Annotated in this window: 15 protein-coding genes; 6 read left to right on the plus strand and 9 right to left on the minus strand. The window is 62.6% G+C overall.

Annotation, left to right across the window (positions count from 1 at the left end; genetic code table 11):
• Positions 1-201: 201 nt before the first annotated feature.
• The 3 genes from AC1Q6I_RS18020 to AC1Q6I_RS18030 form a co-directional block, all read right to left on the minus strand.
• Positions 202-813, minus strand: a complete 612-nt coding sequence (locus tag AC1Q6I_RS18020) for a 3'-5' exonuclease (RefSeq protein ID WP_024077543.1) — start codon at positions 811-813, stop codon at positions 202-204.
• A 46-nt stretch (positions 814-859) separates the two neighbouring features.
• Positions 860-1,336, minus strand: a complete 477-nt coding sequence (locus tag AC1Q6I_RS18025) for an NYN domain-containing protein (protein WP_024077544.1) — start codon at positions 1,334-1,336, stop codon at positions 860-862.
• A 128-nt stretch (positions 1,337-1,464) separates the two neighbouring features.
• Positions 1,465-2,226, minus strand: coding sequence for a DUF2076 domain-containing protein (locus AC1Q6I_RS18030; RefSeq protein ID WP_024077545.1), 762 nt, complete (start codon positions 2,224-2,226; stop codon positions 1,465-1,467).
• A 181-nt stretch (positions 2,227-2,407) separates the two neighbouring features.
• On the opposite strand from AC1Q6I_RS18030, the gene AC1Q6I_RS18035 reads away from it, so the two are divergent.
• Entirely contained in the window at positions 2,408-3,067 is a 660-nt protein-coding gene (locus AC1Q6I_RS18035; RefSeq protein WP_024077546.1) for a YciC family protein, read from the plus strand.
• A gap of 40 nt (positions 3,068-3,107) precedes the next feature.
• Positions 3,108-4,196, plus strand: coding sequence for an endonuclease/exonuclease/phosphatase family protein (locus AC1Q6I_RS18040; protein WP_024077547.1), 1,089 nt, complete (start codon positions 3,108-3,110; stop codon positions 4,194-4,196).
• A 123-nt stretch (positions 4,197-4,319) separates the two neighbouring features.
• On the opposite strand, the gene hrpB is transcribed toward AC1Q6I_RS18040, so the two are convergent.
• Entirely contained in the window at positions 4,320-6,830 is a 2,511-nt protein-coding gene (gene hrpB / locus AC1Q6I_RS18045; RefSeq protein WP_024077548.1) for an ATP-dependent helicase HrpB, read from the minus strand.
• A 183-nt stretch (positions 6,831-7,013) separates the two neighbouring features.
• On the opposite strand from hrpB, the gene AC1Q6I_RS18050 reads away from it, so the two are divergent.
• Together AC1Q6I_RS18050 and AC1Q6I_RS18055 are read left to right on the plus strand one after the other, a co-directional pair.
• The gene (locus tag AC1Q6I_RS18050; RefSeq protein WP_024077549.1) at positions 7,014-7,433 is read left to right on the plus strand and encodes a hypothetical protein; all 420 of its coding nucleotides are present in this window, start codon (positions 7,014-7,016) and stop codon (positions 7,431-7,433) included.
• Between the two features lie 15 nt (positions 7,434-7,448).
• Positions 7,449-8,342 (plus strand): cation diffusion facilitator family transporter, encoded by an 894-nt coding sequence (locus AC1Q6I_RS18055; RefSeq protein WP_024077550.1) that lies wholly within the window; start codon positions 7,449-7,451, stop codon positions 8,340-8,342.
• Here the strand turns inward: AC1Q6I_RS18055 and AC1Q6I_RS18060 are convergent.
• Positions 8,339-9,427, minus strand: coding sequence for a DUF6515 family protein (locus AC1Q6I_RS18060; protein WP_102624473.1), 1,089 nt, complete (start codon positions 9,425-9,427; stop codon positions 8,339-8,341). The two genes, AC1Q6I_RS18055 and AC1Q6I_RS18060, sit on opposite strands and share 4 nt — an antisense overlap.
• 430 nt (positions 9,428-9,857) lie before the next feature.
• Here AC1Q6I_RS18060 and AC1Q6I_RS18065 point away from each other — a divergent pair, with 430 nt between their 5' ends.
• The gene (locus tag AC1Q6I_RS18065) at positions 9,858-10,337 is read left to right on the plus strand and encodes an Lrp/AsnC family transcriptional regulator (RefSeq protein WP_003194418.1); all 480 of its coding nucleotides are present in this window, start codon (positions 9,858-9,860) and stop codon (positions 10,335-10,337) included.
• Positions 10,338-10,561: 224 nt separating this feature from the next.
• The gene (locus tag AC1Q6I_RS18070; protein WP_025858220.1) at positions 10,562-10,771 is read left to right on the plus strand and encodes a DUF2788 domain-containing protein; all 210 of its coding nucleotides are present in this window, start codon (positions 10,562-10,564) and stop codon (positions 10,769-10,771) included.
• Here the strand turns inward: AC1Q6I_RS18070 and AC1Q6I_RS18075 are convergent.
• The 4 genes from AC1Q6I_RS18075 to AC1Q6I_RS18090 form a co-directional block, all read right to left on the minus strand.
• Positions 10,766-11,401 carry a pseudouridine synthase gene (locus tag AC1Q6I_RS18075; RefSeq protein WP_069077052.1) on the minus strand — a complete coding sequence of 212 codons (636 nt, stop codon included), beginning with the start codon at positions 11,399-11,401 and terminating at the stop codon, positions 10,766-10,768. The genes AC1Q6I_RS18070 and AC1Q6I_RS18075 overlap by 6 nt on opposite strands.
• 71 nt (positions 11,402-11,472) lie before the next feature.
• Positions 11,473-12,945 carry an AMP nucleosidase gene (gene amn, locus AC1Q6I_RS18080; RefSeq protein ID WP_024077553.1) on the minus strand — a complete coding sequence of 491 codons (1,473 nt, stop codon included), beginning with the start codon at positions 12,943-12,945 and terminating at the stop codon, positions 11,473-11,475.
• A 401-nt stretch (positions 12,946-13,346) separates the two neighbouring features.
• Entirely contained in the window at positions 13,347-15,002 is a 1,656-nt protein-coding gene (locus AC1Q6I_RS18085; RefSeq protein WP_102624165.1) for an acyl-CoA dehydrogenase family protein, read from the minus strand.
• A 189-nt stretch (positions 15,003-15,191) separates the two neighbouring features.
• Positions 15,192-17,591 (minus strand): hybrid sensor histidine kinase/response regulator, encoded by a 2,400-nt coding sequence (locus AC1Q6I_RS18090; protein ID WP_102624166.1) that lies wholly within the window; start codon positions 17,589-17,591, stop codon positions 15,192-15,194.
• Positions 17,592-17,756 lie beyond the last annotated feature (165 nt).

Below are 17,756 nucleotides of genomic sequence, written 5' to 3' on the forward strand. Positions count from 1 at the left end.
GGCAGGCCCTGCCGACGCCATCGCAGGCAAGCCAGCTCCCACAATAGACCGCATGCAGTACGGGCTACTCGGTCAACTGTGGGAGGGGGCTTGCTCCCGATAGCGGAGTGTCAGTCACCAGATGTACCGGCTGACCCGCTGCATCGGGGGCAAGCCCCCTCCCACACTTGGAACTTCGGTGTTCTTGGAGTTGTGGCTGGCTCAAAACCCGCGATGCTTCTTCAAATGCTCATTGATCTTCGCCGCCGGCACTTTCTGCAGGGTGCACAGCAGGTCGTGGGACAGTTCGCGCAAGCCATGGGTGCGCCGCAGTTCCTGGGCCAGGTGCGCCGTGAGGTTGGCGGCCATTTCCGCATCCGCCAGCGCTCGGTGAGCCTGGCCGGTGTGGGGCAGTTGGGCGTAGGCGTTGAGGGTGCCGAGCTTGTGGTTGGGCGCAGACGGCATCAGGCGGCGGGCCAGCAGCAGGGAGCAGGCGAATTTTTGCAGGCGGGTGCGGCGGATCAGGCCGAGTTCGAAGTCCCAGAACTTCTGGTCGAACGCAGCGTTGTGCGCCATCAGCGGCGTGGTACCGACGAACTCGTTGACTTCGTTCATCACCCGCTCGGCCGGCGGGGCACTGCGCAGCATGGCGTTGCTGATGCCGGTCAGTTGTTCGATAAAGCCCGGCACTCTGACGCCGGCGTTCATCAGGCTCTGGTAGCGGTCCACGATCTGCCCGCGCTCGAGGATAACCACCGCGATTTCCGTGGCCCGGCAGTGGCTGCTCGGGGTGATGCCAGTGGTTTCAAAGTCGATGACCGCTATACGTTCCAAACCTGTTCCAACTCCGTCTAACTATTCATTTATTGAGCCGCAGCGCTTATTTGAGCAGCAGCGCGCCTTCGATCGGCACGTAGCGGCTGGCGGCGCGTATCAATGAGTTGGCCGTCAGCCCCGGTACGCCGTAGGCCACGGCTTCGACGCCGTGCTTGTGGATAATGCGGTCGAGCAGCATGTCGAAATCACCGTCGCCGGAGGCCAGTACGATTTCGTCGACGTGGTCGGCGGCGTCCATGATGTCGATGGTAATGCCCACGTCCCAGTCGCCCTTGGCCGAGCCGTCGCTACGCTGGATATACGGCTTGAGCTTTACGGTAAAGCCGAGGTTGCGCAGGATCTGCTGGAACTGCTGCTGTTTGCTGTCGCCACGGTCGATGGCATAGGCGTACGCCTCGACAATCTGCCCGCGCGAGCTGATGTCCGCCCACAAGGCGGCGTAGTTGAAGTGGCAGCCGTACGCCTGGCGCACGGTGTAGTAGAGGTTTTGTACATCGGCGAACACTGCAATTTTCTTCACCGCACTTCCCCATGACTGCCACTTGGACCCCGGACCCAAAGGCCCGGAAAGGTTGCCAGTATGCCAGCCACAGGAAAGTTTCCGGGAAAAATCAGACCGGGATGTTCAAGCACCCCGGTCTGGTTGCGTCAGACAAAGGAATCGTCGTCGCCGAAGGAGGAGTCGTCGTCGGAATAATCGTTGTCGGCGAAGCTGTCGGAGTTGCCGCCGCCCCAGCTGTCATTGCCGGCGAACTTCTGGTCATCGTTGCCCCAGTTGCTGTTATCGCTGGCCGGTGCCGGCTCCTCACGGATAATTTCTTCCACGACTTGCGGCTGTTGCGAGTTGTGGTTGAACAGGCTGCTGATCCCTTCGGCCAACATCACACCACCGGCCACGCCTGCGGCGGTTTTCAGCGCGCCACCGAGAAAACCACTGCCAATCGGCGCGGCAGGCTGTTGAGGCTGCTGATAGTTCTGCTGCGGTGCGCCGTAGTTCTGTTGTGGCGCAGGCTGGCCAAACGAAGGCCGTGCCGGTTCACGCCAGCCGCCGCCCGAAGACGCCGGGGCGCTCGGGGCCGGTTGTGCATCCCGGGAACCGCCGCCAAAGATGCTCGACAGGAAGCCACCGCTGCTCGGGGCCGGCTGCGCGGCCTGGGACTTGGCGCGCTGCAACTCATCCTGCAGTTGCTGGATCTGCTGTGCCTGCTGCTTGTTCTGCTCGTCGAGACTCTTGAGTGCGTGTTCCTGTACCAGGATCGACTGGGTCATGTAATACCCGGCGGCCGGTTGGCGAGTCATGTGCTCCTTGATCCGCGCTTCGGCCTGGGCGTCGCGGGGGGCTGAGTCCGTTTCGGCTTGCTGCAACCGTGAAAACAGTCCATCGATCAGGGTTTGCTCTTCGCTATTCATGGCGACCTCGTTAGATTGCCGGTAAAAAACAGGGGCCGGCCTATGATCGGGCCGGTGTATGTCAGTTATGGGGGTGTTACCAGTTGTTTCAATGATCTTTACTCAAGGTTTACGTTTGCTTGCCTACGGCACCTATCGGTTAAAGTGTGCCCCTGCTTTTTTTCGGCCTGTGATGACTCTGATGAATCCGTTAGACGTACTGCGCGACTCTTTCCGTTTTACCCAGCGCAACCTGGGTGCCATCGTCCAACTGTGCCTGCCGTTGGTGATCCTCGAAGCCCTGTTGCAACAGGTACTCGACCACACGCTCGGCCCGGATGCCTTCCCCGGCTATAGCGTGGTGGTGGGGTTACTGGTGTACCCGCTCTACACCGGCGCGCTGATCCTGTTCCTCGACGCCCGCACCCGTGGCGAGTCGCCGCGCACCAAGGATGTATGGGCCATGGCCCTGACCCTGTGGCCGCGCTTCGCCTTGCTGACGGCGATGAGCACCCTGCTGATCTTGCTCGGGCTGTCACTGTATTTCCTGCCGGGCCTGTGGCTGATGGTGGTGCTGGCGTTTGCCGAGTACCTGCTGGTGCTGCGCGGTATGTCGGCGCTGGAGGCGATGAAGGAAAGTTTCCGCCTGACCCGTGGGCATTTCTGGCGAATCCTGGTGTGCCTGCTGTGCGTCATGACGCCACTGTGGCTGCTCAAGGGCGCCAGCGTGGCGGCGTATCCCGAGCCCGCGCCGTTGCTGGGCCTGCTGATCGACAGTGCCCATAGCTTCCTGCAATTGTTTACCAGTGTGGTGCTGTTCCGTTTATTCATGCTGATCGGTGGCGATGCCGACGCGCGGTGATATGCTCCGTGTCACCCCTGAAACGCTATAAGCCGAGCCGATGACCCGTTTATTGCGCATCACCCTGCTGAGCCTGCTGATCCTTGCGGGCCTGCTGACGGCCCTGATCTACAGCCTGACCTGGCGCCCCGCCGACAAGGAAATCCTGCCCGTAAGCTGTGTCGCGCCCCGTGCGCCGACCCTGCTGCCGGGGCAGGCGCTCAAGGTCATGACCTGGAACGTGCAATACCTGGCCGGCAAGAACTACGTGTTCTGGTACGACACCGCTGACGGCAGCGGACCGGACGAGCGCCCCACCGTCGAAGACATGGCTTTCAGCCTCGACGAAGTGGCGCGGGTCATCCGCGACGAGCAACCCGACATCCTGTTGTTGCAGGAACTTGACGAAGGCGCCAAGCCCTCCCACTACCAGGACCAGGTGGCGCTGCTGCAAGAGCGACTCGTCGACCTCTACCCGTGCAGTGCCCAGGCCTTCGACTGGAAAGCCGACTTTATCCCCAACCTGCATATCTTCGGCAGCGTCGGCCGCAAGCTGGTGACATTGAGCCGCTACCAGATCGAACACGCCGAGCGCCTGCAATTGCCGGTACCGCCCGCCAATATCATCAGCCGGCAGTTCCAACCCAAGCCGGCGTTGCTGCTGACCTACCTGCCGCTGAGCGATGGCGGCCAACTGGCGGTACTCAATACCCGCCTGGATGGCGACGCGCCGGGGCGTTCAGCCGTGCTGGAGCAAGTGCAGGCGACGGTGAAGTTGCTGGATAAGTTCGAAAGCCGTGGCACGCCGTGGTTGATTGGTGGGGATTTCAACCTGCTGCCGCTGGGGCAGTTCCTGCGCCTGGACGCCGGCAAGCGCGGCCAGTATTCGCCGGACAGTGAGCTGCATTTGCTGTGGGATAAGTACCCGATGATCCCAAGCAACAGCGAATCCAGCGGGATTGATCGTGAGAAATGGCTGACGCATTTTCCCAATGACCCGAATATCGATGGCCCGGATCGCACCCTGGATTACCTGTTCTACAGCTCGCGGATCAAGCGAGTGGAGGCCAAGGTACGGCAGGAGGATACGTTGCGTATTTCCAACCATCTGCCGGTGATTGCACGGTTCTTGCTGCCGGCCGCGCAATAGTCAATGTGGGGGGGTGGTGCGACGGTTCGCACTTGCCCCCGATGGTGGCGTGTCAGTCAGCTCATCTGTAACCGATCCACCGCTATCGGGGGCAAGCCCCCTCCCACATTTTGATCTTTGGCATTACGACTTTCGGGGTTTGATCCGCGCGGTCGGCTCGGCTATCAGCGGGTCGTCCGGCCAGTAATGCTTGGGATAGCGCCCCTTCAGATCCTTCTTCACGTCGGCGTAGGTACTGCGCCAGAAGTTCGCCAGATCCTGGGTCACCTGCACCGGCCTGCGCGCTGGGGACAATAGGTGCAACTTCACCGCTTGCCGGCCACCGGCGATGCGCGGCGTGTCCGCCAGCCCGAACAGTTCCTGCAAACGCACCGCCAGGATCGGCGGCTGTTCGCTGTAGTCCAAACGCACCGATGAGCCCGACGGCACTTTCACATGCTGCGGCGCCAGTTCGTCCAGGCGTTGGGGTAGCGGCCAAGGCAACAGGTTGTGCAGGTAGCTGGAGATATCCAGGTTGGCGAAATGGCTCAGGCGCGAGACTTTGCCCAGGTAGGGCATGAGCCAGTGCTCCAGGCTGGCCAGCAGGGCGCTGTCGCTGACGTCGGGCCATTCGCTGGTTTTGCCGGCGTCGAGCTGGCGCAGCAACAGGACGCGGGCCTGCCATTGACGCAATTCCGGGGTCCAGGGCAACAGCTCCAGGCCCTTGCGGCGCACCAGGTTGACCAGCGCCTGGTTGCGCGCGGCTTCATCCAGGCCCGTCAGGGGTTCGCGGCTGAGCACCAGCTCGCCGACTTTGCGCTGGCGTTCGGCGCGCAACACGCCTTCGCGCTCATCCCAGTCCAGTTGGTCAACGTTGCGCACTTGCTCGGCGAGCACTGTCTCGAACAGCGCCGGATCAAAGTCGGCCGCCAGGTAGATGCGTTCTTCGCGCTGGCCCTGGCGGCTGCCCAGGTCAGCGATCACCAGCCAGGGTTGTTTCATCAGGCTGTCAGCCTCGGCGAACAAGGCCGCACGGCCGTTGGCCAGGCGGTATTCAGCGCCACCGGGGCGACGTTGTTGGGCGACGCGGTCGGGGTAGGCCAACGCCAGCAAGGCACCGAGCCAACGCGGGTGGTCGGGATCGGCCACCGGTTGGGTCGCCTGGCCACGTAAATAGCCGCGGTATTGCCGAGCCAGTTGCTTGGCGCGCTGCACCCCGCCTTGGGTACCCCGCGCACGTTCTTCGCCAGACATTAATGCCAGGCGACTGTGCAAATCGGCGCCGCCACCGCGCAGGATATCGCGCTCGCCTAACAGCGCGGCGACGTCACACGCAGTGGCCGCCAACCCCAAATCCTGACCGCGCAACAGCAGATGGGCGATCCGTGGGTGGGCGGGCAACTCGGCCATTTTCTGGCCATGGGCGCTCAGTTTTTCGTCATTCAAGGCGCCCAGCCGTTGCAGCAGGTCCTGGGCCTGGGCATAGGCCGCGGACGGCGGCACATCCAGCCACACCAACTGCGTGGGCGTGACGCCCCAGCGCGCCAGTTGCAGAGCCAGGCCAGCGAGGTCGGCCGCGAGGATTTCCGCACTGCCATAGGCGGCCAGGCCGTCGTGCTGGTCTTCGGACCACAAGCGATAGCACACGCCCGGTTCCAGGCGCCCGGCCCGGCCCGCGCGCTGGGTCGCGCTGGCGCGGGAAATGCGCTGGGTATCGAGACGGGTCATGCCGCTGCCGGGGTCAAAGCGTGGGACCCGCGCCAACCCGGCATCGATCACCACGCGCACGCCGTTGATGGTCAGGCTGGTCTCGGCGATGTTGGTGGCCAGCACCACTTTGCGCTTGCCCGTGGGCGCCGGGTCGATGGCCGCGCGTTGGGCGTTGAGGTCGAGTTCGCCATGCAGCGGGCACAGCAGCACGTCACTGCGCTCCCCCAGGGCGTCGGCCAGTTGCTGGTTGACCCGGCGAATCTCCGCCTGCCCCGGCAGAAACACCAGCACGCTGCCGGTTTCGTCATGCAGGGCGTCGAGGATGGTTTGCACCACACGCGGCTCGATAAACTCACCGGCCTGGTACGGCCGCCCCCAGCGCATCTGCACCGGGAACATGCGCCCTTCGCTGCGCAGGATGGGGGCGTTGTCCAACAAGTCGGCCAGGCGCTCGCCTTCGAGGGTCGCGGACATCAGCAGGATTTTCAGCGGCTGCTCGTCGCGAAACAGGTCGCGGCCGTTCAGGCTCAAGGCCAGCGCCAGGTCGGCGTCGAGGCTGCGCTCGTGGAATTCATCGAAGATCAGCAAACCCACGCCGTCCAGCGCAGGGTCGTCCTGCAGGCGGCGGGTGAGGATGCCTTCGGTGACGACTTCAATGCGGGTGTTGGGGCCGACCTTACTGTCGAGACGGATGCGGTAGCCGACCGTTTCGCCGACCTTTTCCCCCAATTCGCTCGCCAGGCGTTCGGCCGCGGCACGGGCCGCGAGGCGCCGAGGTTCGAGCATCAGGATGGTTTGCCCGGCAAGCCACGGCTCATTCAATAAGGCCAAGGGCACGCGGGTGGTTTTACCGGCGCCGGGGGGCGCTTCCAGCACGGCTTCATGGCGATTCGCCAAGGCGTCACGCAGGGCGGGTAAAACATCATCGATCGGCAACGAATTCATACTGGCTCCAAAGCAGAGCGGCGAGTATAACGGCGAACTGCCGGGTGCCGGTGGTGGTCTCCTATAGGCGCGAGCTTGCTCGCGAAAAACCACAGCGCACCACACACATTCACGCAGTACGCGTTATCGTTAACGTCTTTCGCGAGCACGCTCGCGCCTACAGTGACTGACAGGAGATTTTCCATGCGTATCGCTTCCCGTGTTATCGGCGGTGTCCTCGCCGTCACCCTGCTGAGCCAACTGACGGCCTGCGGCTCGATTTTCTACCCCGACCGCCGTGGCCAGATCGACGGCAAGATCGACCCGACCATCGCCGTACTCGATGCCGTGGGCCTGCTGTTCTACGTCATCCCTGGCCTGATCGCCTTCGGCGTCGACTTTGCCACCGGCGCGATCTACTTCGAACCGGGCAAGACCGCCCAGGTTGCCCCGGAAAAACTGCGCGAAGCCATCGGCGCGGACGGCAAGGTCGACAACGCCAAGTTGCAAACCATCATCCAGAAAGAAACCGGCCGCACCCTGCCGCTGGACGACCCGCGCATGATCCAGTTCAAGGGCAGCGTGCAGCAGCTGGCCGCCCTTGGCCTGCAACCGTCCGCCTAAGGATTTGACCCACCTATGACCAGCAATCCCGAACACGCCCGGCTGTTGCGCCTGGCCACCCGCGCCTCCGTCGGCGTGGCCAGTGTGCTGATTATCACCAAGGCTATTGCCTGGTGGCTCAGCGGCTCGGTGAGCATGCTCGCCGGCTTGACCGACTCGTTGCTCGATGGGGTGACCTCGCTGCTCAATTTGCTGGCGGTGCACTACGCCCTGCGCCCGGCCGATGACGATCACCGTTACGGCCACGGCAAGGCGGAGTCCCTGGCGGGCATGGCGCAAGCGTTGTTTATCGCCGGCAGTGCGGTGCTGATTGCGTTGCAGGCATTTGAACGGATCAAGCATCCCGAACCGGTGGGCGCGCCGTGGCTGAGCATCGGGGTGATTATTTTGTCCCTGGCGCTGACCGTGGCCCTGCTGATCCTGCAACACCGCGTGGTGCGGGAGACCGGGTCCAGTGCCGTGCGTGCCGACTCGCTGCACTACCGCTCGGACCTGCTGCTCAATGGCAGCATCTTGATTGCGTTGGTGTTGGCCGGCTTCGGCTTTCATCAGGTCGACGCCTGGTTCGGCCTGGGCATTGCGGCCTACATTCTGTGGAGCGCGATCCAGATCGCTCGGGAAAGCTTTGCGGTGCTGATGGATGAAGAGCTGCCGCCAGATGTCAGCCAGCACATGCTGGAACTGGCCCGTGGCGTGCCCGGTGTGCTGGGCGCCCACGACCTGCGCACACGTATCTCTGGCAACCACTGGTTTGTGCAATTGCACCTGGAGTTACCGGGGGAGTTGACCCTGACCGTGGCCCATGGCATCAGCGACCAGGCCGCCGATGCCATTCACCAGGCCTACCCGCGCGCCGAAGTGCTGGTGCACGCCGACCCGCTGGAAGTGGTGACCGGCGCCAAGGCCTAGTACTGCACCTGGTAGCCGCGACTGCTCAGGCAGTTGCCCTGGGCCTGGCGGTAGGTCTGCACCACCGCCGGGTCGGGGGCGTACGTAACGGCTTGCGGATCGAAACCGCTTTGTTGCACCGCCCAGCGATAACAGTCGTAGCCGTCCTGTTGCACTTGGGCCGGCGACTGCCCGTTCGCCGGGTAAGCCACCACGTCATAGCCATTACCCTGCGGTGCCGGTGGAGGCGTGGGCACGGCGGTCGGCGGTTCCACCACCACGTACTGCTGGGTGCTGGTTTCGTAGGTGTAGTAGGCACCGGCAGCGAGGAAGAACAGCGCGCCGCCCACCCACACTTCCCGTGCGTAATCCGGCAGGTAATGCACGCGGATGCCGTACGGCGGCGTCACCACGACGTAGCGTGGGCCTTGCGGGCGGTACCAGTAGCCACCCGAAAAGAAGTAGTCCTGGCCACGGTAAGGCACGCGGTAGTTGCGGTCGGGGAAACGGTCAACGGTGTAGCCGGGGCGGTACTGTGGGCCCGGGCCCCAACCATTGCCGTGCCCATCGGGACGGCCCGGCCAGCGGATGTCATTGGGATGGCCATTATTGAAGCCACCGCCCGGACGTGGGCCGGGACCATTGCCGGCCTGCCAGTGCGGATTGCCATCGTTGCGGCGTGGGATGTCCTGATAATAGCCTTGGCGCGGTTCCTGGGTCTGGCGGACGGTGTCCGGACGGCCCTGGATCGGCAGGTTATTCGCCGGCTGCGGCTGCGGTGCTGGCCGAGGCTGTTCAGCCCCTTGTGGGCGACCTTGCCACTGCCCACCACCGTGCTGCTGTTGCTCGGCGCGATCAAAATGCTGGTTCTGTGGACGGGGTTGATTGTTTTCTGGCCGAGGCTGGTTGTTTTCCGGCCGTGGTTGATTGTTCTGCGGGCGCGGTTGGTTATTTTGCGGGCGCGGCTGTTCATTACCTTGCCGTCCGCCCTCAGGCCCTCTTTCATGCTGGCCGCCGCCTTCGGGACGCGGGTCTTCTGCCATTACTTGCGTGCCGACGGTCACCATCAGCAAACCTACACCTGCCATACGCCAGATGCGCTTCATGCTATTCCTCACTGCGGATAAGGGCCTGGAACGTGCGGCCTCATAGATAAGACTGGAAAAGCCTCGCCCGGTTCTGAGACAGGTTATCAGTCACGAGAACAATTTTCGCAGACAAAGAAAAAGGGGCGACCCGTCGGCCACCCCTTGAGAATTTCGTCCTGGCTCAACGCTTATGACGTTGGCTCACCTCACGCCGTCTTGTGGACAGTGTGCAGCCTGGAGGCCGGCTCAACCCTGCTGGGGTGGCGGCCGCAACGGGCCTGATTGGGCTCGCTGCAGTGGACTGTTGTCCAGGCGGTGATTCTGTTGGTAATCATAGGCGCGCTGCCCCGACAGATGATTGCGAAGATTGCGTCAATAAACAGTGCTTGCGCAATTTTTAACCCTTCATGGATAATTCACCGCAATAGTTACGACAAAGGCTAACCCAATGAGCAAGCTTGACCGATACGACCTGAGTATTTTGGCGGAATTGCAGCGCGACGCGAGGATCTCCAACCAGGAGTTGGCCGAGCGTATCGGCCTGTCGCCTTCGCCCTGCTCACGCCGGGTCAAGCAATTGGAAGATGACGGCTACATCGCCCGCCAGGTCGCCTTGCTCGACCGCAAGATGCTGGGCCTGAGCCTCACGGCGTATGTGCTGATCGGCATGGATCGCCACACCCCTGAGCGTTTCGAGAACTTCGAAGCGGCGATCCGCACCCTGCCACAGGTATTGGAATGCAGCCTGGTCACCGGGATGGATGCGGACTATCAGTTGAAAGTGGTGGTGCCTGACATGGACCACTATCAGAAACTGCTGCTGGGCCACCTCACCCGTATCGAAGGCGTGACCAGCGTGCGGTCGAGCTTTGTGCTCAACCAGGTGCTCAACAGCACCGAATTGCCGCTGACCCACCTGCGTACTTAAGATCAATGAAGGTCAACTGTGGGAGGGGGCTTGCCCCCGATAGCAGTGTGTCAGCCACAGATTAGCTGACTGACCCACCGCCATCGGAGGCAAGCCCCTTCCTACATGGGGTCTGTGTTTCACCCACGAAGTCTGCCTGCGACGCACCGACGCAGGTCAATGTTGCGCCTGTGGCACTGCCGTATACTTGCCGCCTGCCCCCGTCGGAAGAATCCATGAACAACATCGACCCCGCCCTCTTTGAAGAATGGATGATGACCGGCCTGGTCACCCTCCTGATTATTTTCATGGGCTTTATCGTCTGGGACCTGGCGAAGAAGTCCAAGGCTGGGCGCTTTGGCTCGTTCATCCTGTTTTTCGTGCTCGGCCTGGGCGTGGCCGCGTTCATCATCAAGAGCGTGGTGATCGGCCTGATCGAGTCCGGCGCCTTATAAGCGCGCCGGCACTTCCTTCCATTGGCCCTGGTCCAGGCCATCGATCGACCACTCGCCAATGCGCACACGCACCAGGCGTAAGGTGGGCAGCCCCACCGCCGCGGTCATGCGCCGCACCTGGCGGTTTCGCCCCTCACGAATGACCAGCTCCAGCCAGTAAGTCGGCACGCTCTTGCGAAAGCGGACCGGCGGGTTACGCGGCCACAGCTCGGGCTCGTCCAGTTGCCGCGCTTGGGCCGGCAAGGTCTTGCCGTCGTTCAGTTCGACACCCTCACGCAGACGTTGCAGCAGCTCTTCAGTCGGTTCGCCTTCCACCTGTACCCAATAGGTCTTCGCCAGCTTGTGCTTGGGGTCGGCAATTCGCGCCTGCAACTGGCCATCGTTGGTCAGCAGCAACAAGCCTTCGCTGTCGCGATCAAGGCGGCCTGCCGGGTAGATGCCGGGAATGTCGATAAAATCCTTGAGCGTCGCCCGCCCGCCTTCGTCGCTGAACTGGGTCAGCACATCGAAGGGTTTATTGAACAGGATCAACTTCGGCTCGGCCGGTGGCGCCTTGGCAACACGGCGCGCGGCAGAATACGGAGGTTTCACGCCAGGGCGACGCGAATCGGGACGGTTGGGACGGGACATGGCGAAGGAACATCTAACGGTCAGGACCGACAATGCTAGTGGCCTGACCGCCAAATGACCATCCCAACCGCTTAGCGGAACGGCGGCTCGTCGAAGCTGCGCAGTTTGCGCGAGTGCAGCGAGTTGAGTTCGGTGCGCAACAGGTCGACCGCCTCGATGCCGATCTTCAAGTGCTGGCTGACCGCACGCTCATAGAACGCATTGGCCGAACCCGGCAACTTGATTTCGCTGTGCAGGGGCTTGTCCGACACGCACAGCAAGGTGCCGTACGGCACACGCAAGCGATAGCCCTGGGCGGCGATGGTGCCGCTCTCCATGTCCACGGCCACGGCGCGGGACAGGTTGATCAGCGGGCGCTCCTGGGCCCAGCGCAGCTCCCAGTTGCGGTCGTCGTAGGTCAGCACGGTGCCGGTGCGCAGGCGTTTTTTCAGCTCTTCGCCCTTTTCGCCGGTGACGTTGGCCGCCGCCTGCTGCAAGGCCATCTGCACTTCGGCCAGGGCTGGAATCGGAATGTTTGGCGGCACTACACGGTCGAGAATCCCGTCGCGACGCATATAAGCGTGGGCCAGTACGTAGTCGCCGATGGTCTGGGATTGGCGCAGGCCGCCACAGTGGCCAATCATCAGCCAGCAATGCGGGCGCAGCACGGCCAAGTGGTCGGTGATGTTCTTGGCGTTGGACGGGCCGACGCCGATGTTGACCAAGGTCACGCCGTGGCCGTCGCTGGCCTGCAGGTGATAGGCCGGCATCTGGTAACGGTGCCAGACCACGCCTGCGGCAATTGCCGACGCTTCGCCGTGGTCCATGCTCTTGTCGATGATCACGTTGCCCGGCAGCACCATGCGGATAAAGCGCGGGTCGCTGCGCAATTGCTCCAGGCCATGCAGGATGAACTGGTCAACGTAGCGGTGGTAGTTGGTCAGCAGGATCCACGGCTGCACATGACGCCAGTCGCTGCCGGTGTAGTGCACCAGGCGGCGCAAGGAAAAGTCCACGCGGGCCGCGTCGAACAAGGCCAGGGGCAACGGGTCGGTGTTTTCCCAATCATAGAGGCCGTCGGCGATACCATCGGTGGCGGCCGACAGGTCGGTGCTGGGGAACACACGGGCCAGGGTCGCGGCGGTCACGCCGGAGCCGGCCAGCTCGTCGCCCTGCTCCACCACGTATGGGTACGGGATGTTCTGTTGGCTGACGCCGACTTCGACCGTCACGGTGAAGTCGTGCATCAACGGCACCAGCTGCTCCAGCAAATACTTACGGAAGGCGGCGGGATGGGTGACGGTCACGCTGTAGGTCCCTGGCAACTGGACCTTGGCATACGCCCGGGTGGTCTGTGGGACTTCGCCGTGGCAGTGGTAGGTCAGGCGCAGTTCCGGGTAGCGAAACAGGGCACGTTGCTCGGCGTCCGGTTCGACGCGGTCCTTGAGGTATTGCTTGAGGGCTTGGTTGAGCGCGCCGGTAGCACGCTCATGCAGAGCCGCCAGCCGGTCCACGGCTTCTTCGGCGGTTTGAACGACAACAAAAGCTTCGGTCACGGTAAGCATCCTGTGTGCTGACTTGCAGGCCTTTATCTTGCCTGTATCCCGGCCTCACTGAAACAGTGGAGTTGGAATGCACTCAATAATGTGGGAGGCCCCCCTACCTCTTCGACGTAGTGCTGTCGCACATCAAACTGGAACCCCTGTGGCAAGCGGGCTTGTTGTGGCGAGCGGGCTTGCCCCGCGTTGGGCTGCGAAGCAGCCCCAATCAATCGGAATGCGGAGTATCAGGCACTCCTCTGCGGCTGGTTCTGGGGCTGCTGCGCAGCCCAACGCGGGGCAAGCCCGCTCGCCACAACAAGCTCGCTCGCCAACAAAAATCCGGCCGCTTAATAAAAATTAAATACCTATAAATCAATAAGTTATTTAATTTTTTGGGGCTTAGCCCTCCCACACCTGGACCGCGTTTACAGAGATGAATGAGGGCTTGAGCGAGCGACGATCACTCCGACATCCACCCCACGCGGCAAGGTGCCATACACCCGACCGGACGACTCACCCAACCGGCTGGCGATAAACCCATCGCTGACCGCCGCATTGCCGGCTTCCAGCAGCAACTTGGCCTGCAACGCCACGGCGATGTCCTCGGTCAGTTGCCGCGCGCGGTATTGAATATCCTGGGTATCCATAAACGCCGACTTCAACTGTTCGATATGCCGCGCCAACTGCCGGTCGCCATGCCCATCGCCCAATTCGACAAACAGCGTCTCGAGCACACCCGGCTCCTTCGACAGGGCGCGCAGCACGTCCAGGCACTGCACGTTGCCGGAACCTTCCCACGTCGAATTCACCGGTGCCTCACGGTATAGACGCGGCAGGATGCTGTCCTCCACGTAGCCGGCACCGCCCATGCACTCGGCGGCTTCGTTGATCATCGCTGGGGCACGCTTGCAGATCCAATACTTGCCCACCGCCGTCACCAGCCGTGCGAACTTGGCTTCGTGCTCATCGCCCAGATGGTCCAGGGCGCGGCCCATACGCAGGCTCAGCGCCAACGAGGCTTCGCTTTCCAGGGCCAGGTCGGCCAGGACGTTTTGCATCAGCGGCTGTTCGCTGAGCACGCGCCCCCCCACCAGTCGGTGGGCGCAGTGATGGCTGGCCTGGGTCAGCGCCTGGCGCATCAAGGCGCTGGAACCAACCATGCAGTCGAAGCGGGTCATGGCGACCATTTCGATGATGGTCGGGACGCCACGGCCTTCTTCGCCGACCATCCAGGCGAGGGCGCCACGAAACTCGACTTCGCTGGACGCGTTGGAGCAGTTGCCCAGCTTGTTTTTCAAGCGCTGGATATAGAACTCATTGCGCGTGTCATCCGGGCGATGCCGGGGTAGCAGGAAACAGGTGAGGCCCTTGTCGGTCTGGGCCAGCGTGAGGAAGGCGTCGCACATCGGCGCCGAACAGAACCACTTATGCCCGACCAACTCATAGGCTTGCCCAGGGCCACCGGCCCCTACGGGGTAAGCGCGGGTGGTGTTGGCGCGCACGTCAGTGCCGCCCTGTTTCTCGGTCATGGCCATGCCGATGGTGGCGCCGGCCTTGTGGGCGATGCCGACGTTGCGGGGGTCGTATTGGGTGTTGAGGATTTTTGGCAGCCAGGCCTGCGCCAGGTCCGGTTGCAGGCGCAAGGCGGGCACACAGGCGAAGGTCATGGTCAGCGGACAACCCGTGCCCGCTTCGGCCTGGCTGTGCAGGTAAGTCATGGCCGCACGGGCCACATGCGCGCCAGCTTGCGGATGAGCCCAAGGCAGCGAGGGCAGGCCGTGTTCGACGGCGGTGCGCATCAGTTCGTGGTAGGCCGGGTGAAACTCCACTAGGTCGATGCGATGGCCATAACGGTCATGGCTGTTGAACACCGGCTTGTTCTGGTTCGCCAGGAACCCGGCCTCCATCAGCGGCCCACCGGCCAACGCGCCGTAGGCATCGATGCGCGCCTCTGCCCAGCCCGCGTCAAAGCGACGCGACCAGTCTTGCAGGGGCAGGTCGATGCGATACAGGTTGGCACCGTCCAGGGACGGGGGCTGGTTGGTGACGTCGTGGGTTTCGGCGAACTGATGCAGGTTCATGGTGGCCTCCAGGAAAAAGGCCACGTCGATTGTTGCTGTTTGTAGGTGGGCTTGCTCGCGAAGAACGTCAACGATAACGCGTGCATCCTGGATAAACGCGTTGCTCTCAGGTTTTTCGCGAGCAAGCTCGCTCCTACAGGGTACGAATCGATTGAGGCCGGTTTTTTCAGTTAAGCACCGTCAACCGCCTTAAAAAAGTGGCATACGCGCCGAATGTCCGGCGCTTTCGCCCTCTTGCGGGCATAACACGCGACGTTCCAGCACCGCTTGCAACGCCTCGAAACGCACAGGCTTGGCCAGGCGATCAGTGATACCAATGCCATGGCAGCGCTCACGCTCCGACGCATTGAGCGACGAACTCAAGGCGATCACCGGCAACTCACCACAGCCCGGCAACGCCCGTATCTGACAACACAACGAGAACCCACCTTCAGGCACGTCCAGCAAGACCGCGTCGAAGGTGCCCGCCTGCAAGGCCGCCAATGCGGTCGGGCCGCTGTCCACGGTTTTCACCCGATAGCCCAGTTTGAGCAACATGCCGCGTACCACCAACTGGCCGACGCTGTTGTCATCCACCAACAACACCGCACAATCCTGCGGCGCGCGTCGCTGCTCAGGCGCCGGGCTCGTGACTTTGGGCGCGGGCGGTACGGCATCGACGTCCATCTCCAACTGGAAGCGGCTGCCCTTGTGCGGCTCGGAATGGTGGGTGAGACGCCCGCCCAGCAGCTCGATCAATTGCCGGCAAATCGCCAGGCCGATACCCAGGCCGCCGTATTCGCGGGTGGTCGAACCATCAAGTTGGAAGAAGCGCTGGTACAGAGTGGCCTCGTCAAGGAAGGCGAAACCAATGCCCGTGTCAGTGACGATAAAGCTCAGGTGCAGGCCACCGTCGCTGCGGGGCACGCCCACCACGCGCAGGCGCACCGTGCCTTGGTGGGTAAACTTGAAGGCGTTGTCCAGCAGGCAATCCAGGCACTGAAGCAGTTTGTCGGCATCGCCGATCACGCGGTCGGGCAGCTCATCGGCCACGTCGATGGAAAACCCCAGGCCCTTGTTCTGCGCACTGGCGCTGAACTGCTGGCGCAAGGCGTCGAGCACGCTGCGCAGGCTGAACACCTCGGGCTTGGCACTCAGGCGTCCGGCCTGCAACTCGGTGAGGGTGAGGATGCCGTTGACCATGCGCATCATGTCTCGCGCCGAGCCAGCGGCCGTTTGCTGGTACTGCGCCAGGTCGCCGTCCAGAGGCACGGTTTGCATCAGTTCCAGGGAGCCGATCACCCCATTCATCGGGGTGCGCAGTTCGTGGGTCAGGGTGGCGAGGAATTCGTCCTTGAGCCGGTTGCTGCGGGCCAACTGCTGGTTGAGCACTTCCAGCTTCTGGCTGGCGTCGAACAGGATTTGCGCCTGTTGCTCGCGCATGCCGTTGATGCGGTCCGCCAGGGCCAGGGACAACAGCGCCACCTCAATGGCCGAGCCAATCTGGCTGGCGTACATGGTGAGGAATACGTTGGGCAAGTAGCCCAGCACCATCATGGTATTGACCACCCCGCCCAGCAGGAACGCGGTCCAGGCAATGATGAAATACCGCGCCATGCGCTGCCCGCAGCACCAGGCCTTGATGGCGGCGACGAAGATGGTCACGGTGAACACCAGCGCCAGGCCGGTGGCCAGGCGCAAGGCCAGCGCGTAACTGGTCATCAGCGAGAGCAGCATCACCACCGCCCCGCAGGCCACCAGTGCCAGCAACAGACGATTGATCCAGCGACTGTGTTGGGCAGTGTGCAGGAAGCTGCGGGCGAACAGGCTGCCAAACAGCGCCGCCGAGCCAATCAGGAACGGCACCGCCGCGTTGGTCCACCACGGGTTGTCCGGCCACAAATATTCCGCCGCCACCCCATTGACCGACAATTGGTACAGGCCGAACGAGGCGATGTAGAGGATGTAATACAGGTAACTGGTGTCACGCACGCTCAGGTAGATGAACAGGTTGTAGATCAACATCCCCAGCAATACGCCGTAAATCGCCCCCAGTACATACAGGCGCAAGGGCTGTTCTTCCAGGTAGGCGGTGCCGGACCACAGGGTCAACGGGGCCTGGATCGAGCCTTGGCTTTGCAGGCGCAGGTAGAGGGTTTCCTGTTGATTGGGCACAAAATTGAGCTTGAACAGGTAATTGCTCTGGCGCACATCCCGGCTGGAAAAAGGCAGCGCGCTGCCGGTGCGCGCGGTGAGGCGGTAGTTGCCGGTGGGGTCGCGCTGGTACAGGTCCAGGTGGTTCAGTGGCGGGTAGGCCAGTTCCAGGAACCAGGTACGTGGGGAACGCGGGTCTTGGGCCAGGTAATGCAGGTCGACCTTGAGCCAGAACACCGAGCGCGAATAGCCGGCATTGAGGGTGGCTTTGTCATGGGGCTTGAACTGTGCGGCGTAGGCGGGGGAACTCACATCGGCGATGGTCAGGGCGTCGGTCGGGTCTTCGAGCACCTGCATGGCGCGGCCCAGTGGCAAGCTTCGCGTGTCCTGAGTGAACTCGATGGCGCTGGCGAACATAGGCAGTCCGCACAACAATAAAATCAGCAAATAGCGCATAGAGCCCCAGCGTGACCTGTCCGGTTATGTCAAAAAGCCCCCCATTCCTTTTGAGAAGACGAATACCGGCGATACAGTAAGTTGTTTGGATCCACTCTAGCATAGCCGCTAGAGGCCATTAGACACCATTGAAATAATTTTTTGAAAGGCTCTAGGACGCGGCTT

This window comes from Pseudomonas sp. MPR-R2A5 (assembly GCF_058793055.1).